Origin of the sequence: Streptococcus toyakuensis (genome assembly GCF_024346585.1) — a bacterium.
GTDB lineage: Bacteria > Bacillota > Bacilli > Lactobacillales > Streptococcaceae > Streptococcus > Streptococcus toyakuensis.
Map to the genome: position 1 here is coordinate 1,744,500 of NZ_AP024523.1, position 15,640 is coordinate 1,760,139.

The window sequence follows — 15,640 nt, forward strand, 5'->3', positions numbered from 1 at the left end:
TATTTGAAAAGCAAAAATCCACCCCGAAGGATGGATTGATAAGTTAACGCACTTCTGCATTGACTTTTTCTTCAAGCGATGCTTGGATTTTTTCCATGTAGCGTGCGACTTCTTCGTCAGTCAAGCTATCTTCTGGATTTTGGAAGGTCAAGCTATAAGCCATTGACTTCATACCAAGTCCCAATTTTTCGCCTGAGAAGACGTCAAAGAGTTTGATATCTGTCAAACGTTTCACACCGGCATCTTGGATAGCGTCCACAACTTCTTGATGAGTCACTTCTGCCTTGAGGAGAAGAGCAACATCACGGCTGACTGCTGGGAATTTGGTGATTTCCACAAATGGAGCAACAGGTTGAAGGGCAGCTTCGATGGCTGAAAGGTCAAGCTCAGCTACATACGTTTCTGGAATATCGTAAGCCTTAGCAGTGACTGGATGCACTTGCCCAAGGAAACCAAGAACTTGGTCACCGAGTGAAATCACGGCTGTACGTCCTGGGTGGAGGCTTGCAATCTCAGCTGTTGCTGTATAGGTCACTGCAAGCCCCAAGCGAGTAAAGAGCGCTTCTAGGATTCCCTTAGCATAGAAGAAATCAACTGGAACTGCTGCTGTTTGGAAATCTTTTTCAGCAACCAATCCTGTTAAGGCAAAGGCAAAGCTGTTGATCTCATTTGGAAGTTCTTCTTTTGGATTGCCTGTTTGTTCAAAGACTTTTCCAATCTCGTAAAGGGCCAAGTTTTTATTCTTACGAGCCACATTGTAGGCAACAGTATCAAGGATACCTGAAATCATATTTTGACGGAGGACAGAACGGTCCACTGTCATTGGCCACATAAGTTCAGTAAGGTTACTTGGTTGAGCTGTAAACTCGACTGCTTTTTCAGGAGTTGTTAGAGCGTAGGTGATAATTTCTGTCAAACCTGCTCCTTCAGCAATGGTACGAACTTGACGGCGGAGTTTTTGTGTCGCAGTCAATTCACCAGCTGTACCATCGTCTTTTGGAAGGCTGGTTGGCAAGCGGTCATAACCATAGATACGAGCGATTTCTTCAAAGAGGTCTGCCTCGATAGTGATATCCCAACGACGACGTGGGACGCTGACTGTAAAGCTATCTGCATTGCCAGAAAGACCAAAGCCAAGACGACGGAAGACGTCTTCTACATCAGCATAAGAAAGTTCAGTTCCGAGGACACGATTAACATCAGCAAGAGTTGAAGAAACTTCCACATCAGAGGTATCAAGTTCACCCGCTGAAACGATACCCTTACGCACAGTCGCACCTGCAAGCTCTGCAATCATGCTAGCTGCCGCATCAAGAGCTTCGTTAACAGTTGCCACATTGATCCCTTTTTCAAAGCGAGAAGATGACTCAGAACGAAGGTTGAGGCGACCACTAGTCTTGCGGATAGATTTGCCATTGAAAACAGCCGCTTCAAGGACAACACGACTAGATTTTTCAGAGATTTCTGTTACTTGACCACCCATAACACCTGCAAGAGCCACTGGCTTGTCAGCCACAGTGATGACTAAGTCATTCACGTCCAACTCACGTTCTTCACCGTCCAAGGTCACCAATTTTTCACCAGCACGTGCTTCACGCACACGGATGTCATTTCCTTCAAAGGTATCCAAGTCAAAGGCATGCATCGGTTGACCAAAGTAGAGCAAGATATAGTTGGTCACATCCACAACGTTGTTGATTGGACGAATGCCTTCGTTCATGAGAAGGTTTTGCAACCATTGTGGACTTGGTGCGATAGTCACATTGTCCAAAATGCGGGTTGCATAGTAAGGCGCCTTGTCTGTTTCAATGCCTACAGAAAGGGCATCTGCTGCACTTCCATTTGTTTCTGTTAAACTGAATTCTTTAAAGTTGACCGCCTTGTCATAGATAGCTGCCACTTCGTGAGCCACTCCACGCATAGAAAGGGCATCTGCACGGTTTGGTGTGATAGACAGTTCGATGATTTCATCATCCAAGTCTAGATATGAGAAGACTTCATCCCCAGGAACGGCATTTTCTGGCAAGATTTGGATGCCATCTGCGAATTCCTTAGGCACAACTGAGTCAGAAATTCCCAATTCACCAAGGGAACAAATCATCCCAAGTGACTCAAGACCGCGGATTTTCCCTTTTTTGATCTTGTAATTGTCAGCGATGCGAGCTCCTGGAAGAGCCACCATAACCTTGATACCAGCACGCACATTCGGTGCACCACAGACGATTTGACGGGCTTCTTCTTCGCCAACGTTAACCTGACAAACATGGAGGTGAGTTTCTGGCACATCTTCGCAAGACAAGACCTCACCGACGACAATTTTTGAGAGACCAGCAGCCGGTGATTCCACACTTTCTACCTCGATCCCTGTAGTTGACATTTTTTCAGCCAACTCTTGTGATGGCACATCAATGTCCACCAATTCTTTTAACCATTTATAAGATACAAGCATAATTCTGATTGTAAGATCCCACCAAGTAAGACCTTTTCAATTCCTTTCTTTTTCTTCGAGTCAGTCCTCACCATTTCTCGTCAAGAGTAGCTGACTAGGACTGTGTTTCAGGTTTCAATCTTATTTAAACTGTTCTGAGAAGCGGACATCTCCTTGGTAGAATCCACGGATATCGTTGATTCCGTAACGAAGCATAGCTACACGTTCTTGTCCAAGACCAAAGGCAAATCCAGAGTAGACCGTTGCATCAATTCCACTCATTTCGAGAACACGTGGGTGAACCATACCAGCACCCATGATTTCAATCCAACCAGTTTTCTTACATACGTTACATCCTTCACCACCACATTTGAAGCACGAAACATCCACCTCAACAGATGGTTCTGTGAATGGGAAGTAAGAGGGGCGCAAACGAATTTGACGCTCTTCGCCAAACATTTTTTGCACAATCAACTGAAGGGTTCCTTGAAGGTCTGCCATAGAAATGTTCTTCCCAACAACCAAACCTTCGATTTGGTGGAATTGGTGACTGTGGGTCGCATCGTCTGTGTCACGACGGAAGACACGCCCTGGTGAGATCATTTTCAAAGGGCCTTTAGAGAAATCATGAGCATCCATAGCACGCGCCTGCACAGGAGATGTATGAGTACGGAGCAAGATTTCTTCAGTGATATAGAATGTGTCCTGCATATCGCGGGCTGGATGATCTTTCGGAAGGTTCATACGTTCAAAGTTATAGTAGTCTTGCTCCACTTCAAAACCATCCACGACTTGGTAACCCATACCAATGAAAATATCTTCGATTTCTTCACTGGTTTGTGTCAAAACGTGGCGGTGACCCGTCGCAACAGGGCGACCTGGAAGTGTCACATCGATACTCTCGCTAGCCAGTTGAGCTGCGACTTTCTTTTCTTCCAATAGTTTAGCTGTTTCTTCAAAGGCTGCTGTCAAGACATCACGAGCTTCATTGACGTGTTTCCCGATAATCGGACGCATCTCAGCAGAGACATCTTTCATCCCTTTGAGGATTTCAGTAAGTGAACCCTTTTTCCCAAGGACAGAAACACGCAAATCTTGCATCTCTTTTTTATTTTCAGCAGTAATCTGCTTCAAGCTAGCCAGCGTTTCTTCACGAAGCGCTTTTAATTGTTCTTCAATAGTTGACATAATTCCTCCATCAGTCTCTCGTAGATAAAAAGAAAACCACATGCCAAAAACTCCACTCGGAGCGTTGACACGCGGTACCATCCGTTTTTATCTGACAAGTCAGACCTTCATTTCTAAATCCATGCACAAGTGAATTCACCCAGCTTTCATATAGAGAGCTTGCAGTCACGGCTCTCCTCCCTGATATACTTCCCTTGAGTTACTAGTCTTGCAGATTTCTATTCAATTACTACATAGTTTATCAGATTTTGAGTTAAAAAACAAGTTAGATTAGATTAATTTCAATACAAAACTCATTCCTTTTTCTGTTGCTCCATTTTCCACAAATCCAAGCGACTTGAAACACCTCCTAGAAGCATGATTGTAGGTGTAGATTTCCTTGACTCTCAATTCTTTCCATCCTTTTACTCGAGCCAATTCAATCAAAGCACTTAGAATCTTTTTTCCAAGTCCTCGATGTTGGTAAGCGGAATTCCCAATCACAATGGGGAGATTATCCTGAGATAGTGTAACATCCCCAATTGGAAACCATTCTCCCTTCTCCTTGACTTCAATCCAAAAAAGTTCACCATGCTGATCCAAATGGGAATACATAGCTTCCAAAGTTTCTTGACTATAAGGTTTCTTCACACCATCTACGAGGTGAACTAAGTTCACATCCTGATACCAAGCAAAAGCTTCTTCACAATGATTGACCTTATAATAAGGAACAAGACGCAGTGCATTATCTATTTGTAAAATCCGTTTCATCTGCTTTCCTTTTCCACAAAATAGTTGCTGCTTGATTAAAACCATCACACCAGTTATACCATTTTGCTTCATACTCATCTTGAGCTAAGATATGATTTTTTAAATCCAGAACAGAGTAAATCATTCTTTCCTCACAAGCTTGCGCATAGAGATGATATAGTTCATCACCACCATCTCTATCCCACTCAGCAGAAATCGTATCCCGACCTGCCAATAAAGCCTGATAAGCCCTGTGATGTCCATCTGTAATCAACAAGCAATTTCCAAAGGCAAGAATACTGATTGGATCGACTTGGATTGTTTCTGCCGACTGGTAAAGCATCTGAATATCTTGCAACTTCTTTTCTGATAAGTATAGTTGAGTCGGATGAAGATCTGCTATATTGACTTTCATTTCTTTCTCCTCAAAGGAATTTGATACTCACTTCTGCTTGCCTTTAAATCGCCATTGGAATCGGAGCTTGTCATAGAAGGGAAACTCGATAAACAGGACTCCCAAGCCCACACAGAGACTGGCAAGGACATCTGATGGATAGTGAACTCCCAGATAGACCCTTGATACCAGCACACTGACTAGGTAGAGACCAAGGACGATTTGTACGATTTTTCTCCAGACTGGATTTTTCATCCGTTGACTGAGAATGATAATCAGAGAACCGACCATCAAGGTTACAGCCAGAGAATGGCCACTTGGAAAGGAAAATCCCTTCTCCTCAACCAAGTGTAAAATAGCTGGTCGTGGGCGCTGGTAAATATTTTTAAAGGTCACGATTAAAAGACCTGTCAAAGCCAGATTTCCCAGCATGAAGAAACTTTCTACCTTCCACCGCTTACGATAAAAGACAAAAGCTGTAATGACAACCCAAGTGATAATCACTGGAATATCAATCAAGCGTGTGATGGCCCTAAAAAGAATAGTCAAGTAATCTGGCAAGTCTCCTCGAACGGCAGTCTGTATCGGTTGGTCAAAACCGACCAGCGTTTCAGGGTAAAATTTGACCATGTAGCCAAGAATAACGAAAAGTAAAAGGGCAAAACTGCCCTTCATTAAAAATGTTTGTTTATCTCTCATAATGTTTTAAGGTTGGTTTCAAGAGAACATACAACAACCAGAATGAAACGGAAAAGATTACACCCTCAATCAAGTTAAAAGGTAATACCATGGTCATTAGGTAGTTGGAAAGTCCCAAAATTTTTCCAATATCAAAGTTAGCAAACTTAGCGTACAAAGGAACAGCATAAACATAATTGAGAACCAACATAGCCACGGTTAAACCAATAGTCCCAGCTAGAGAGCCTAGTAGGAAACGAAGGGTTGTCCGTTCCTTTTTCCAAATCAAAGCAAATACGATGACAAAAACTCCCAAAGCTACGATATTCATTGGCAAACCAATGTAAGTATTCACTCCCTGACTGTTAAGAAGCAGTTTCAAGAGTGAGCGAAGCAAGAGAACTCCTAGAGCAGCAGGCAAATCCATGACCACTAAGCCCACAAGGACTGGCAAGATACTAAATTCGATCTTGAGGAAGGACGCCGCTGGTAAAAGCGGAAAGTCAAAGTACATCAGCACAAATGAGATGGCTGATAAAATCGCAATGGTCGAAAGTCGACGTGTGTTTGTCATAACAGGTTCCTCCAATTTTCTATAAAATCAGAAGAAGTTAGAAAGGATTCCTCTATCTATTCTCACTTTTTATATCCCAAAAGTCCCCTCTCACTCTATTAAGGAAATTCAAGCAAGCGGTTACAGTTTAGCTATAAATCTATCAGAACAGACAAAGCTATTCTTTCGTCTTCTCCCATCCAGACTATACTGTCGGTTGTGGAATCTCACCACATCAGCTTGCGCTCGCGGACTTATTTAACTAAGATATTTTAGATTTATCTAGGCGTCGCAGTCGAAGATAATACTTAAAGTATATCGAGACAAGACAACGACGAGAAAGCTAAAATAGCTAGTCAAATTTACCGCCGGTCGGGAATTTCACCCTGCCCTGAAGACTCTTTTATCATAACAAAAAACGCTTGCAAGCGCAAGCATTTTGTTCATTTTCATTTTCATTTTTTATTTCAATTTATCCACTTCATAGGTATGAACAAGCTCAAGACCTGCAAAGTTCTGCTGGCGGAGAGCCTCATAGACAATCATGCAGACGGTATTAGACACATTGAGACTGCGGACATGTTCATCATTCATAGGAATACGGAGAGCTTTCTCAGGATGTTCTCGCATAAAGTCCTCCGGCAAGCCCTTGTCTTCACGTCCAAAAAGAAAATAATGGTCTTCGTCAGTCGATAAATCCACCTCAGAATACACTTTCTCAGCGAATTTAGAAATCAGATAGAGTTTGCCCTTCATCTGAGACATGAAATCCTCCAAACTCTCGTAAAAATAAATCTCTAGTTTATCCCAATAATCCAATCCAGCTCGCTTCATCTTGCGGTCGTCAATAGGAAAGCCCATTGGCTTGATGATGTGGAGGGGAGAATTGGTCGCAGCGCAAGTACGCGCGATATTGCCTGTATTTTGTGGAATTCGAGGCTCAAATAATACAATGTGATTTGTCATGACTTGCTTCCTTTCACCATTGCAAAAAAATAGCCACACTGCCCGGAGTCAAGCTCAGCAAACAGCGTGGTTAAGGCATCGTTAACTTACCTCACAACAGGTTTGAAGTAAATCAGCGAAACTACTTTCTTAGTATAACACTTTCAGAATCATTGTCAATAGAAACGACTTGATTTTTTTGATTTTTTCAAGCTATTTCCAAGGGTTGTAAAATCGTCCCTGATTCTGCAAGATAAGTAACAAACTAGCTACTAAAAACAAGGCTGCCAAGAGCAAGGTAAGATAGTCTCCTTTTTTCAAGGTCTGATAACTATACCAAGTGCGTTTTTTCTCTTTCCCAAAGCGTCGAAGCTCCATGGCAGTCGCGATGGTATCAATGCGTTCTAGCGAGCTAAAAATCAAGGGAGTGATAATGCGCAGATTGCCTTTGATTCGTTGCATAAGAGAAGCTTTCTTGGATAATTCCATCCCACGCGCCTCCTGAGACATCTTGATAGTAAAGAATTCTTCCTGCAAATCTGGAATATAGCGCAAAGTCAGGCTGACTGAATAGGCAATCTTGTAAGGCACACCAATTTGATTTAAACTGGAAGCAAACTGACTAGGATGGGTTGTCATCAAAAAGATAATAGCCAGAGGAATGGTGCAAAGGTACTTAATGGCCAGATTTAGCAGATAAAAGAGCTCTTGACTGGTCAGAGTGTAGGCACCGATTCCCTGCCAAATCACACTTCTCTCTCCGTAAAGTCCAACCCCATACTCGGGAGAAAAGAGATAGACCATCAAAACGTTTAAAACGGCAAATATCGTCGCAAAAACTGCTACAAAGGAAACATCTTTAAAACGGATTTCTGACAAATAGAGGAGAAATACCGAAAAGATGGCAATCAGAACAAGCAGTCTGGTATCATAGCTAATCATGGCCGCCAATGATACAAGGATGAAAAAGAGGAGTTTACCAGCTCCTGACAAGCGATGAATCACAGTATCTCTATGCTGGTAACCAATTAATTTAGCTTGCATCCTTCTCTCCTTTCTGTGTAAAATGCCGTTAAAGCAAGTGGATCCACGTCGAGTTTCTTAGCCAAGTTGAAGATAGAAGTTTCCTTTAGGTTGGCTTTTACTAACAGCTCAGGATTGCTTAACAGACTAGCCGGATCAGTATCAGCAATCAATTCCCCATCCACCATGACAAGAGCTCGGTCTGAATAATCCAGCATCAATTGCATATCATGCGTAATCATGACAATGGTATGACCTTTTTGATGCAACTCTTCGAGAAATTCCATAATCTCAGTATAATTCTTCTGGTCTTGACCTGCTGTCGGTTCATCTAAGAGGATAATTTCAGCCCCCAAGACCAAAATCGATGCAATAGTGACACGTTTTTTCTGACCAAATGACAGGGCAGAAATGGGCCAATTACGGAATTCATAGAGACCACAAATTCTCAAGGTTTCATAGACTCTCGTTTCAATTTCCTGCTCGTCCACACCTCGCAAACGAAGTCCCAGAGCCACCTCATCAAAAATCATGTTGGTCGAAATCATTTGATTAGGATTTTGCAACACATAGCCTACTCGTTCCGCCCGTTCTGCAACAGAATCTCCTTTTATATCCTGCCCTTCCCAAAGATAGCGACCTTCAGTCTGAATAAAACTACTCAAAGCCTTGGCTAGAGTTGACTTCCCTGCTCCATTTTTCCCGACAATGGCAATCTTTTCACCCTTTTTAATATCTAAATGAATGGATTTTAAAATCGGTCTATCATCATAAGAAAACGACACGTCCTCTAGTCTAAAGAGTGACTGCAATTCTGGGGGTTCTTTTACCAGTTCCGTCCGCAACTGAATCTGGCCTTTTGAGGTAGACAAGTTATCTAGATTTGCTAACTGTTCTTCATTGACTAAATCCACACCCAATTGACGGAGAGTGGTGAGATAAAGGGGTTCCCGGATTCCATTTTGTGTCAATAAATCAGTCGCCAGTAACTGATCAGGGCTCCCATTAAAGAGGATACGACCATCATTTATCAAGACAATCCGATCGACAGGGCGATGCAGAACATCCTCCAAACGGTGCTCGATAATAAGAGTCGTCGTCCCCTCCTCCTTATGAATCTGATCAATCAATTCGATAATATCCTGACCTGACTTGGGATCCAGATTGGCAAGTGGCTCATCAAACAAAAGAATCGGACTCTCATCAATCAAGACACCAGCCAGACTGACCCGCTGCTTTTGTCCACCTGACAAATCCTGAGGACGCTGAGACAGTAAAGAAAGAAGGTCCAGCTTTTCAGCCCATTTATGAACACGACTTTTCATCTCTTCTAGACTTGTTACATCATTTTCTAGCGCAAAAGCCAAGTCCTCTGCCACGGACAAGCCGATAAACTGCCCATCTGTATCCTGCAAAACTGTACTGACCAGATGAGATTTATCGTAGATGCTCATATCAAATGCTGCTTGCCCCCTGATCAAAAATTCTCCAGATGTCTGACCCTTGTAAATATTGGGAATAATCCCATTCAAACATTGACCCAAGGTCGACTTACCTGACCCAGATGGCCCAACAATTAAGACTTTCTCTCCCTTGTAAATGGTTAAGTCTACTCCTTGCAAGGTCGGTTCTTGTTGTGTTTCATACTGGAAAGAGAAATCCTTCCACTCAATTATAGCTTCTTTCATCTTACTCTCTTCATTCGCTTCTTAGACTTCTATTTTATCATAAATCAAGCCCTTCTTGCAGTCTCTTCTCGTAAAATCTTAGCGTCAAAAAGAGTCCTATCATAGCTTGCTTGCCTAACTAATCAATAAACATCGAAAAAGACTGGTTGTCCAGCCTTTTCTCTTATGTTAATCCTTTTTCAAACTTCCTGAACGAGTCTGCGTACGTGAATAAGCTAGCAAGAGAAGGGTACCTGCGATAGCTACAGTTACAGCATTTGCAATTCCCGCAACAATCCCTTGGGCAAATACTTTTTCTGCCGCTTCTTGATAAATCACAACATCTCCAAGTGGTGCCAAGACACCCCAAACAAGAGCATTTGCAACAATCTGAATGAGGTTAAAGAAGACAATATCCTTCAACTCAAAAACACCCTGTGTTACTCGAATGTATTTTCTAAAGAGACCTACAGCTAGACCAAAGAGACCACTAGCAATAATCCAAGTCCACCATAGACCGTAGCCAGCAAGAGAGTCCTTCACTGCATGCCCAATTAAACCAACAAGTAGTCCCACTAGAGGGCCAAAAATAATAGACAAGAGGCTCTGTACCGCATACTGAAGCTGGATGCTTGTATTTGGAACAGGCGTTGGAATACTGATCATCCCGATGACAACAAAGAGCGCAGCTCCAACACCGATAGCAACAACTTGTTTAATTGATTGATTTTTCATCTATATTCTCCTATTTTATGATTCTATTTTCTTTATTTCAATGGTCCAAGATGAACCGACACCCACATTATAGGCCTTGGCAAAGGAACCTTGGTTGATAGCCAGACCTAAACGATAGAGAGAGTTGATGTAAAGGATGGGTTGCCCAATTCTCACATCTGCAAATGATTTGCCATAAACAACCTGATTTTGATAGACCAGCATATCAGCGTGATAGATAGTCACTTCAAAACGGTCACCGAATGCTGGTTCCAGCTTGTAAAATTCTTCTCGCGTGATAGAGGTCCAAAGCGAACCAAAACGCACATCCAGAATATCAATAGCTCCCTTCACCAGATGATCTTCTATGATTGTCTCTACGACTGGAAGCTCTACAATCTGATCCACACTGAGCTCTGGCCCCACTTCCTCAAAACTAATGTGACCACTGGCTAATTTAGCACCAGTATAAGCATAAACATCACGACCGTGGAAGGTATAAGAATGCTCTGTGTTTTGACGCCTATTAGCTACCTCAGAAATTTCACGAATGGCTACAATACCAACGTGTTTCTTGATAAAAGAAAGAGTCCCATTATCTGGCGTGACAATGTATTGATTTTTTGCAGTCTTGGCAACCACACTCTTACGTTTCGAGCCGACACCTGGATCGACCACCGATACAAATGTCGTTCCCTCAGGCCAGTAATCCACAGTCTGAAAGAGACGGTAACTTCCCTCAAAAATATTATAAGGCGTAATATCGTGCGTCAAGTGATGAATTTTTAAGGTTGGAGATTCTTCTAAAGCCACTCCAATCATAGCCGATACCGCACCATCAACCAGACCAAAGTCTGATTGTAATACCAGTAAATTATTATTCATTTTATCTCCTTATATATCCTTTATCATACCATATTTCAGAGAAAGTCGCTAATAGCTATTTCAATTGGTTAGGGTATAGTTTTACCTTATAGCAAATTTCCTACTAAAAACTCTGGTGATTAGCTAGTAGGTGCATTTTTTCTTGAAAAAAGGTATGATAGTTACATAATGAAGAAGTAGGTTTTATTATGAAAATTATCCTTGTCGGAGGGGGAAAAGTTGGTTCTGCCCTCTGTCGCTCCTTGGTTGCAGAAAAGCATGATGTTTTGCTGATTGAGCAAGACGAAGCTGTTCTCAATCATATTGTCAATCGCTTTGATATCATGGGTATCCTTGGTAACGGGGCCGATTTTACCATCCTTGAGCAAGCCAGTGTCCAGGATTGTGATATCTTTATCGCCCTGACTGAATACGATGAAGTGAACATGATTGCAGCCGTTCTAGCCAAAAAAATGGGAGCTAAAGAGACCATCGTTCGGGTGCGGAACCCTGAATATTCTAACTCTTATTTCAAGGAAAAGAATATTCTCGGTTTTTCTCTTATCGTTAACCCTGAGCTCTTGGCTGCCCGCGCTATCGCGAATATCATTGACTTCCCCAACGCCCTCTCTGTCGAACGTTTCTTTGGTGGACGCGTTAGCCTCATGGAATTCACTGTTAAATCCTCCAGCGGTCTTTGCCAAATGCCCATTTCTGATTTTCGGAAAAAATTTGGCAATGTCATTGTCTGCGCGATAGAAAGAGATCATCAAATTATCATCCCAAGTGGTGACATGACCATACAGGATAAAGATAGAATCTTTGTCACTGGTAACCGTGTTGATATGATGCTCTTCCATAATTATTTTAAATCACGTGCCGTGAAGAGCCTTCTTATTGTTGGAGCAGGTAGAATTGCCTATTATCTACTAGGTATTCTCAAAGACAGTCGTATCGATACCAAGGTTATTGAAATCAATCCTGAGATCGCCAGCTTCTTTAGCGAGAAATTCCCAAATCTTTACATCGTTCAAGGAGATGGGACCGCAAAAGATATCCTGCTGGAAGAAAGTGCTCAAAACTATGATGCCGTTGCGACTCTAACAGGAGTCGATGAGGAAAATCTGATTACTTCTATGTTCCTTGACAGCGTAGGTGTGCAGAAAAATATTACCAAGGTCAATCGTACCAGTCTCCTCGAGATTATCAATGCGCCTGATTTTTCAAGTATCATCACACCTAAAAGTATCGCTGTAGATACGATTATGCATTTTATTCGTGGTCGTGTTAATGCCCAGTATTCAGACCTTCAAGCCATGCACCATCTAGCCAATGGCCAAATCGAAACCCTGCAATTCCATATCAAGGAAGCCAATAAAATGACTGCCAAACCTCTTTCTCAACTGAAACTGAAAAAAGGGGTTCTTATTGCAGCCATCATTCGAAAGGGCAAGACTATTTTCCCAACTGGGGAGGATATGTTGGAAGTCGGAGACAAGCTCCTAGTAACAACCTTGTTGCCAAACATCACCAAGATTTATGACTTAATTGCGAGGTAAGAAATGAATAAAAGTATGATTCGTTACCTCCTTTCAAAGTTACTTTTGATTGAAGCTATTCTCCTCTTGGTTCCTGTGTCTGTTGCTATCTATTACCGTGAATCGAGCCAAGTCTTTACAGCCCTCTTTACAACGATTGGGATTCTCGTATTACTAGGCGGTTCAGGAATTTTACAAAAGCCAAAAAATCAACGGATTTATGCCAAGGAGGGAATCTTGATTGTGGCCCTCTGTTGGATCCTTTGGTCTTTCTTTGGCGGTCTCCCCTTTGTTTTTACTGGGCAAATTCCCAGCGTTATTGATGCCTTTTTTGAAATCAGTTCTGGCTTTACAACTACTGGGGCAACTATTCTGAACGACGTTTCGGTTCTCAGTCGTTCCCTCCTCTTCTGGCGAAGTTTTACCCACTTGATTGGAGGGATGGGAGTGCTTGTTTTTGCACTTGCTATTATGGACAATGCCAAAAATAGTCACCTAGAAGTGATGAAGGCTGAGGTTCCTGGCCCTGTTTTTGGCAAGGTTGTATCCAAACTCAAAAATACTGCCCAGATTCTCTATCTTCTTTATCTAGCTCTCTTTTCCCTCTTTGTCATCATCTATTATTTAGCTGGTATGCCCCTATTTGATAGTTTTGTCATTGCCATGGGAACAGCAGGTACAGGAGGCTTTACCGTCTATAACGACGGAATTGCCCACTATGGTAGCTCACTGATTACCTATCTGGTTAGTATCGGAGTTTTGGTTTTTGGGGTAAATTTCAATCTCTACTACTACCTTATGCTCCGTCGTGTCAAAGCCTTCTTTGGAGATGAAGAACTTCGAGCTTACTTGGTCATTGTACTGCTTTCTACAGGCTTGATTAGCCTCAACACCCTCTACCTCTACCCAGAGTTTTCAAAGAGCTTTGAAATGGCCTTCTTCCAGGTTTCCAACATCATTACAACAACTGGTTTTGGTTACGGAGATATTACCAACTGGCCCCTCTTCTCCCAGTTTATCCTCCTCTTCCTCATGGCAATCGGTGGTTCTGCTGGTTCAACTGCAGGTGGACTCAAGGTTATTCGAGGCCTTATCCTTTCAAAAATTGCCAAAAATCAAATTTTGTCAATCCTATCGCCCCACCGTGTTTTGACCCTCCATGTGAATAAAACGGTGATTGACAAGGATACCCAGCATAAAATTCTCAAGTACTTTGTCATCTATGCTATGATTTTGCTAGCGCTTATCTTTATTGTCAGCCTAGATAGCAATGATTTCCTAGTCGTTACCAGTGCTGTCTTTAGCTGCTTCAATAATATCGGTCCTATTCTAGGAACGACATCTAGTTTCTCAATCTTTAGTCCTATCTCAAAAATTCTCCTCTCCTTTGCAATGATTGCAGGCCGATTGGAGATATACCCAATCCTACTTCTCTTTATGAAGAGAACTTGGTCTAAGAGATAAAATACAACCACACCTTGTTTCTTGCAAAGTGTGGTTTTCGACTTTTTTCTCTAATTCTGCAATACGTGTTTTAGCATTGAGAGCTGCTTCAAAATCTTCTGCCTCAACTGCTTTTTCTTGCTTGTCTTTTTCTGCCTCAATTTCCCGTTCAACAGCATGCACATCTGTTACAGGATGTTGAGCTGCCAAGTGAGCTGCCGTTACATCGACAAGGTCGATAGCCTTATCTGGCAAGCTGCGTTGTGGAATGTATTGAATCGAATAATCCACTGCTGCTTTCAAGACTTCGTCTGGCAAGATAACATTGTGGTGTTGTTGATAGAGGTCACGAATTCCTTGAAGGATTTTAAAGGTATCCTCTGCTGAAGGAGCATTGACCTTCACTTCGTTGAAACGACGAGCAAGAGCTGCATTTTTCAAGATGGTGTTACGGTATTCGTCTTGAGTCGTTGCCCCAATCACTGTCAACTCACCTCGAGAGAGAGCTGGTTTGAGAATATCCGCAAGACCTTTAGATCCACTGTCTCCACCAGTACTACCAGCACCGAGGATTTGGTGAATTTCATCAAAGAAGAGGATAATATTTCCTGCTTCTTTCACTTCATTGACTAGATTTTGAACGTTTTCTTCAAAGCTACCACGGTATTGAGTACCAGCCTCAAGACCTGAGATATCAATAGAAATAATTTCCTTGTTCTTAATGGCAGCCGGAACATCTCCATTCACAATCGCTTGTGCTAGACCTTCGACAACGGCTGTCTTACCAACACCTGCATCTCCGACTAGAACAGGATTATTTTTAGTACGACGTGAGAGGATTTCAGATGTTTCTTGAATTTCCTTGTTTCGTCCGATAACAGGATCCAACTTGCCCTCGCGAGCTTCTGCTGTCAAGTTACGACCTAGTTTAGCAAGGACACCGTCTTGTTTCATACCTGAAGCCTGTTGTTGCATTTGTCCATCAACTTCTGCATTTCCTGGCAATTGACCAGTTGCACGATAGTGAGCAAATTCCTCAGGTGTCACTTCTCGTCCATTAATCAAGTAGCGACGGTTTTCAGAACTGTATCCTCGCATACCACCCATCAATTGGTTAAATAAATCATCCATGTTGTTAAAGTTATTAAAGTTGTTGTTCATATTCTTTACCTCGTTTATTCTTAATTATATGCGATCTCTGATATTGACTATCTTTGACCTTTGTTTTAAAAATTTTAGACTAGCTAACTAGCTACCCTACGTATAATTTCTGGTTTTTCTTTCTTAAATAAGCCTTTTATCATCTTCTTTTCAAAATCTGTTAGATTTAACATAGGCCTCACCCCTTTCTAGGGTATCTATCGTACATTTTCAAGAAATAGAATCATTGAAAATGAAGTTTTCTAAGGAATTCATTTTCCTTATGCTCCTACTATATCACATTGGTCAGTAAAAGTCAATAGTTTTTTGACCAAA

13 protein-coding genes, 1 pseudogene and 1 riboswitch are annotated in these 15,640 nt (G+C 42.0%); of the genes and pseudogenes, 2 read left to right on the forward strand and 12 right to left on the reverse strand.

What is annotated here, in order from left to right; translation table 11 throughout:
• Positions 1 to 43 precede the first annotated feature (43 nt).
• From pheT to STYK_RS08810, 11 genes are all read right to left on the reverse strand, one after another.
• Positions 44 to 2,449 (reverse strand): phenylalanine--tRNA ligase subunit beta, encoded by a 2,406-nt coding sequence (gene pheT / locus STYK_RS08760; protein WP_261804910.1) that lies wholly within the window; start codon positions 2,447 to 2,449, stop codon positions 44 to 46.
• A gap of 120 nt (positions 2,450 to 2,569) precedes the next feature.
• Positions 2,570 to 3,616, reverse strand: coding sequence for a phenylalanine--tRNA ligase subunit alpha (gene pheS, locus STYK_RS08765; protein WP_031237702.1), 1,047 nt, complete (start codon positions 3,614 to 3,616; stop codon positions 2,570 to 2,572).
• Between the two features lie 270 nt (positions 3,617 to 3,886).
• On the reverse strand, positions 3,887 to 4,336 hold the full coding sequence (locus STYK_RS08770) for a GNAT family N-acetyltransferase (protein ID WP_025171450.1): 450 nt from the start codon (positions 4,334 to 4,336) through the stop codon (positions 3,887 to 3,889).
• 4 nt (positions 4,337 to 4,340) lie between these two features.
• A complete protein-coding gene (locus tag STYK_RS08775) occupies positions 4,341 to 4,760 on the reverse strand; it encodes a chromosome partitioning protein ParB (RefSeq protein ID WP_000867300.1) in 420 nt (139 codons plus the stop codon).
• A 27-nt stretch (positions 4,761 to 4,787) separates the two neighbouring features.
• A complete protein-coding gene (locus STYK_RS08780) occupies positions 4,788 to 5,438 on the reverse strand; it encodes a phosphatase PAP2 family protein (protein WP_261804911.1) in 651 nt (216 codons plus the stop codon).
• Entirely contained in the window at positions 5,428 to 5,991 is a 564-nt protein-coding gene (locus STYK_RS08785; protein WP_000185834.1) for an ECF transporter S component, read from the reverse strand. The genes STYK_RS08780 and STYK_RS08785 overlap by 11 nt, the downstream gene beginning before the upstream one ends.
• A gap of 163 nt (positions 5,992 to 6,154) precedes the next feature.
• Positions 6,155 to 6,373: riboswitch (FMN riboswitch) on the reverse strand.
• Between the two features lie 59 nt (positions 6,374 to 6,432).
• Positions 6,433 to 6,936: a tRNA (cytidine(34)-2'-O)-methyltransferase gene (locus STYK_RS08790; RefSeq protein WP_261804912.1), complete on the reverse strand. Its 504-nt coding sequence runs from the start codon at positions 6,934 to 6,936 to the stop codon at positions 6,433 to 6,435.
• A 192-nt stretch (positions 6,937 to 7,128) separates the two neighbouring features.
• Positions 7,129 to 7,959 carry an energy-coupling factor transporter transmembrane component T family protein gene (locus tag STYK_RS08795; protein WP_261084061.1) on the reverse strand — a complete coding sequence of 277 codons (831 nt, stop codon included), beginning with the start codon at positions 7,957 to 7,959 and terminating at the stop codon, positions 7,129 to 7,131.
• Positions 7,944 to 9,626 (reverse strand): ABC transporter ATP-binding protein, encoded by a 1,683-nt coding sequence (locus STYK_RS08800; protein ID WP_261804913.1) that lies wholly within the window; start codon positions 9,624 to 9,626, stop codon positions 7,944 to 7,946. The genes STYK_RS08795 and STYK_RS08800 overlap by 16 nt, the downstream gene beginning before the upstream one ends.
• A 168-nt stretch (positions 9,627 to 9,794) precedes the next feature.
• Positions 9,795 to 10,340, reverse strand: a complete 546-nt coding sequence (locus STYK_RS08805; protein ID WP_033689391.1) for an ECF-type riboflavin transporter substrate-binding protein — start codon at positions 10,338 to 10,340, stop codon at positions 9,795 to 9,797.
• A 15-nt stretch (positions 10,341 to 10,355) separates the two neighbouring features.
• Entirely contained in the window at positions 10,356 to 11,204 is an 849-nt protein-coding gene (locus tag STYK_RS08810; RefSeq protein WP_001063590.1) for an SAM hydrolase/SAM-dependent halogenase family protein, read from the reverse strand.
• Between the two features lie 188 nt (positions 11,205 to 11,392).
• Between STYK_RS08810 and trkA the strand changes: the two genes are divergently transcribed.
• Positions 11,393 to 12,742 (forward strand): Trk system potassium transporter TrkA, encoded by a 1,350-nt coding sequence (trkA, locus tag STYK_RS08815; RefSeq protein WP_084950052.1) that lies wholly within the window; start codon positions 11,393 to 11,395, stop codon positions 12,740 to 12,742.
• Between the two features lie 3 nt (positions 12,743 to 12,745).
• The gene (locus STYK_RS08820; protein ID WP_261804914.1) at positions 12,746 to 14,185 is read left to right on the forward strand and encodes a TrkH family potassium uptake protein; all 1,440 of its coding nucleotides are present in this window, start codon (positions 12,746 to 12,748) and stop codon (positions 14,183 to 14,185) included.
• A gap of 27 nt (positions 14,186 to 14,212) precedes the next feature.
• Here STYK_RS08820 and STYK_RS08825 read toward each other — a convergent pair.
• Positions 14,213 to 15,325, reverse strand: a pseudogene (locus tag STYK_RS08825) (AAA family ATPase); the annotation flags it as partial.
• Between the last annotated feature and the right edge of the window lie 315 nt (positions 15,326 to 15,640).

Coding starts and splice junctions, on each gene's coding strand:
- STYK_RS08820 (WP_261804914.1), top strand. CDS start 12,746: ATGAATAAAAGTATGATTCGTTACCTCCTTTCAAAGTTACTTTTGATT.
- STYK_RS08800 (WP_261804913.1), bottom strand. CDS start 9,626: ATGAAAGAAGCTATAATTGAGTGGAAGGATTTCTCTTTCCAGTATGAA.
- pheS (WP_031237702.1), bottom strand. CDS start 3,616: ATGTCAACTATTGAAGAACAATTAAAAGCGCTTCGTGAAGAAACGCTG.
- STYK_RS08775 (WP_000867300.1), bottom strand. CDS start 4,760: ATGAAAGTCAATATAGCAGATCTTCATCCGACTCAACTATACTTATCA.
- pheT (WP_261804910.1), bottom strand. CDS start 2,449: ATGCTTGTATCTTATAAATGGTTAAAAGAATTGGTGGACATTGATGTG.
- STYK_RS08780 (WP_261804911.1), bottom strand. CDS start 5,438: ATGAGAGATAAACAAACATTTTTAATGAAGGGCAGTTTTGCCCTTTTA.
- trkA (WP_084950052.1), top strand. CDS start 11,393: ATGAAAATTATCCTTGTCGGAGGGGGAAAAGTTGGTTCTGCCCTCTGT.
- STYK_RS08790 (WP_261804912.1), bottom strand. CDS start 6,936: ATGACAAATCACATTGTATTATTTGAGCCTCGAATTCCACAAAATACA.
- STYK_RS08795 (WP_261084061.1), bottom strand. CDS start 7,959: ATGCAAGCTAAATTAATTGGTTACCAGCATAGAGATACTGTGATTCAT.
- STYK_RS08785 (WP_000185834.1), bottom strand. CDS start 5,991: ATGACAAACACACGTCGACTTTCGACCATTGCGATTTTATCAGCCATC.
- STYK_RS08810 (WP_001063590.1), bottom strand. CDS start 11,204: ATGAATAATAATTTACTGGTATTACAATCAGACTTTGGTCTGGTTGAT.
- STYK_RS08805 (WP_033689391.1), bottom strand. CDS start 10,340: ATGAAAAATCAATCAATTAAACAAGTTGTTGCTATCGGTGTTGGAGCT.